At 61.5% G+C, this 3,084-nt stretch carries 4 protein-coding genes; all 4 read left to right on the top strand.

The window, feature by feature from the left end; all coding sequences use genetic code 11:
• Positions 1-445 (top strand): GatB/YqeY domain-containing protein (locus B7X90_RS18295; protein WP_292627025.1); only part of this gene is annotated, 445 nt, incomplete at its 5' end.
• Between the two features lie 50 nt (positions 446-495).
• The gene (locus tag B7X90_RS18290; protein WP_292627022.1) at positions 496-777 is read left to right on the top strand and encodes a type II toxin-antitoxin system RelE/ParE family toxin; all 282 of its coding nucleotides are present in this window, start codon (positions 496-498) and stop codon (positions 775-777) included.
• The gene (locus B7X90_RS18285) at positions 777-1,085 is read left to right on the top strand and encodes a HigA family addiction module antitoxin (RefSeq protein ID WP_292627020.1); all 309 of its coding nucleotides are present in this window, start codon (positions 777-779) and stop codon (positions 1,083-1,085) included. Before B7X90_RS18290 ends, B7X90_RS18285 begins: the two co-directional genes overlap by 1 nt.
• Before the next feature lie 7 nt (positions 1,086-1,092).
• A complete protein-coding gene (dnaG, locus tag B7X90_RS18280; protein WP_292627017.1) occupies positions 1,093-2,958 on the top strand; it encodes a DNA primase in 1,866 nt (621 codons plus the stop codon).
• The last annotated feature ends 126 nt before the right edge of the window (positions 2,959-3,084 follow it).

Here is a 3,084-nt window from a genome sequence, read left to right as displayed (position 1 = left end):
CGACACCATCAAGGCCGCGCAGATTTCTGCCATGAAATCGGGCGACAAGCCCCGCCTCGCCGCCGTCCGCCTGATCCTTGCCAAGCTGAAGGACAAGGATATCGAACTGCGCACCGCCTCTGCTGTGCCGGACGATGATGTGCTGGTAACCGACGTGCTGCAGAAAATGGCCAAGCAGCGTCGCGAATCGATCACGATGTTCGAACAGGGCGGACGGCAGGAATTGGCCGAAGTGGAAAAAGCCGAACTGGCGGTGATCGAGGAATTCCTGCCGCAGCAGATGGGTGAAGACGATGTGAAAGCCGCCATCGTGGCGCTGATCGCAGAAACCGGCGCTGCGGGCATGAAGGACATGGGCAAAGTTGTGGCAGCGCTTAAGGCGAAGCATGGCACGCAGTTGGACATGAGCAAGGCAAGCGGGTTGGTGAAGGCGGCGCTGTCGTAATGTGTAACGCTACGCTTGACGTCGAATGACATTCGGCATAAGTTCCACGAATGGAGATCGCATCAATCCGGCATAAGGCACTCCGCCGCTTTGCTACCGAAGGCAAGGCAAAAGGACTGATTGAGCCGGACCGGTTGCGGGACATGCTGGCCTACATCGATGCCGCCACTTCGTTTGAAGCGTTGGCTTTGCCGCCAAATTTTGGCCTCCATCCGTTAACTGGCGATCGCGCCGGCACTTGGGCAATGACGGTGACGCGCAACTGGCGGCTGACATTCACCCGGATTGAAGACCATGCGGTCGGTGATCTGGATTTGGAGGATTACCACTGATGGCAATCAAGCTTCATGCATCGATGGCTGTACACCCCGGTGGTTGGCTGCGCCGTCAGGTGCTCGATCCGCACAACCTTACGGTGAAACGTGCAGCAGAAGTGCTGCACGTCTCGCGGCCAGCGCTCAGCAATTTACTCAACGGCAATGCGGATTTATCTGCCGAAATGGCGATTCGCTTTGAAAAAGTGTTCGGGCTGAACGCTGATACGCTGATGCGTATGCAATCGGCTTATGACATCGCAGAGGTCCGCCAGCGTCAGGACGAGATATCGGTCGAATGGCTGCCAGAACTAATGCGCGCATGAACCCCTCATGTCCCTGACCCCCCAATGGCTCGACGAACTGCGCACCCGCGTCTCCCTATCGGGGCTGATCGGGCGCAGCGTTCGCGTGACCAAGGCGGGGCGGGAGTTCAAGGCGTGCTGCCCGTTCCATAACGAGAAGACGCCCAGTTTCACGATCAACGACGAAAAGGGCTTCTACCACTGCTTCGGCTGTGGTGCGCACGGCGATGCCATCCGCTGGATGACCGACCATCAGGGCCTGCCGTTCATGGACGCGGTGAAGGAACTGGCGGTGGAAGCCGGGATGGAAGTCCCTGCCCCCGATCCGCGCGCCGCAGCCAAAGCCGAGCAGCAGAAGTCGTTGCATGACGTCATGGCGGCAGCGCAGGACTTCTTCGTTCGCTCGCTGGCCGAAGAACGCGGCGAACAGGCCCGCCGCTATCTCACCTCGCGCGGCTTCCCGGCAGCCGTGGTGCGCGATTTCGGCTTCGGCTTCGCGCCCGACAGCCGCACCGCGCTGAAAGAGGCGCTGTCCGCCTTCCCCGACGACATGCTGATCGAAGCGGGCCTGCGGATCTTGGTCGAGGGTAAGGAACCCTACGACCGCTTCCGGGGTCGCCTGATGCTTCCCATCCTCGACCCGCGCGGGCGGGTGATAGCCTTCGGTGGCCGCATCCTCAGCGCCGAAAAGACCGATGCGCCGAAATACCTGAACTCGCCCGACACGCCGCTCTTCGACAAGGGCCGCACCGTGTACAACCTTCACCGCGCCGGTCCCGCCTCGCGCCAGAACGGGCGTGTGGTGGTGGTCGAAGGCTATATGGACGTTGTCGCGCTGGCCGCAGCAGGCATTGGCGAGGCGGTCGCCCCGCTCGGCACAGCCCTCACCGAACACCAGATCGAACGGCTGTGGCGACTCGTTGAAACGCCAACCCTGTGCTTTGATGGTGATGCTGCAGGCCAACGCGCCGCAATGCGGGCCATCACCCGCGCCCTGCCCCTGCTGCGTGCCGGCCATTCGCTGCGCATCGCCACACTGCCTGCGGGCATGGACCCGGACGATGTGGTGAAGGCTCAAGGCCCCGCCGCGATGGAAGCCCTGCTCGACGAAGCACGCAGCCTGGTCGATGTGCTGTGGCAGGTGGAGCGCGATTCGCTGCCGCTTACCACGCCGGAGGACAAGGCCGGGTTGAAGGCACGCCTGCTCGCCCATTGCGAGACTATCGAACATCCCGATATCAAGTCGCTCTACCGCCGCGAACTGACCGAACGCTTCGGCGAACTCGCCTTCGCCCGCAAGGAACGACCGCCGTTCCAACCCCGCCAGGGCGGCTCAGGTCCGCGCGGAAAAGGTCAACCGTGGAAGCCTGCCCCACCCCCGCTCGGCGCGCAGGACAAGGCCCGGATGCTGCGGATCGGTACCGGGCCAAGCACCAGCTTGCTTGCTGCCGTGCTATCCGGCCTCATCCTGCAACCACAGTTTATCGCCCACCATGCCGATGCACTGGCACGTCTGCATCCAGAGGACGCTGACTTTTGTGCCTTGATTGATGCCCTCCTCATCCAAACTGACACCATGCAAGCGCTTGAAAGCGAGGCTTTGCGCACCATATTGCTGGAACGTGGGCTTCGGCTCCCGTCGGCGCAGGACTACGCCGGGATGCGATTCGGCTTTCTGGCCAGCAGTGGTGATTCGGCGGGCGACGAACTTGCTGAAGCAGTTGCCCTTCTGGTCGAACTTCCGGCCGTGGAAGAGGCGCTTGAACACGCGACAAAGCGCCACGAAACGGAGTTTTCCGACGAAACTTTTGCCGAACAGCAACGTTTGCGCAAACGAAGGGTGGATTTGTTTGCTCGTTTGGAGCAAATGAACCGCGCTCGTGCTGCGTTATAATTATACAACAAGCGCAACCCGGGTCTGCCAAGGCCCGGCTCTCATATGGTGGTACCGGGGTTAAATGGCTTCGAACGACAAGACCGACAGCGGCGACGCTCCTCTGATCGACCTCAACGATGCATC

Source organism: Novosphingobium sp. 17-62-19 (assembly GCF_002256775.1).
Lineage (GTDB): Bacteria > Pseudomonadota > Alphaproteobacteria > Sphingomonadales > Sphingomonadaceae > Novosphingobium.
Note: the sequence above shows the minus strand (reverse complement) of the source record. Positions and strands in the feature narration are given on the sequence as shown.